The 518-nt window shown below is 44.6% G+C and carries 1 protein-coding gene; it reads right to left on the bottom strand.

Annotated features, from left to right (window positions below; translation table 11 throughout):
• On the bottom strand, positions 1 to 518 hold a 518-nt coding region (locus tag O3640_RS10845), incomplete at both ends, for an isopeptide-forming domain-containing fimbrial protein (protein ID WP_371586870.1).

Below are 518 nucleotides of genomic sequence, written 5' to 3'. Positions count from 1 at the left end.
ACATCGTCACGGTTAGCTAATGTTTCAGCTTCTTTACCGTTTACTTCCTTCTTCAGTTCTGGTTCAGTTGGGGTTGGTGGAATGACTGGAACTGGTTTAGAACTTTGTTCTGTTCCTGGGTCATTGTTAAAGTTGTATTTAGCGGTGTTGTAAATCCGTGTCGTACCATCTTTTTCGATATAGTCTGACAGGTTCGCTCCCGCCTTGATCTTAGCCTTGAAGCTGACATGAACTGCTTTGCCTCCTAGGGCTTTCGCTTCATCTTCTGTCAGTTTGACTGTGATCTTCTGACCTTTAATTGTAATGTGGCTGGCATCTAGTGGTTGACCATCTACCGTTGCGCTTGCTTGGCCATTTTCACCTGAGAATTCTAAGACTTTCTCAATCGTATCGTAGACTGCGAAGCCTGTAACATCAAGCGGCACAGTTGTGTCGATTGTGTAGGTGAATTCTTCATCACGAGCTCCCAAGTTAGCTGATTCAGCCTCATTGACCTTCTTCTCAATCGGAGGATTTTC

This window comes from Streptococcus sp. 27098_8_75 (assembly GCF_041432475.1).
Lineage (GTDB): Bacteria > Bacillota > Bacilli > Lactobacillales > Streptococcaceae > Streptococcus > Streptococcus gordonii.
This window is presented reverse-complemented; position numbering and strand designations above follow the sequence as displayed.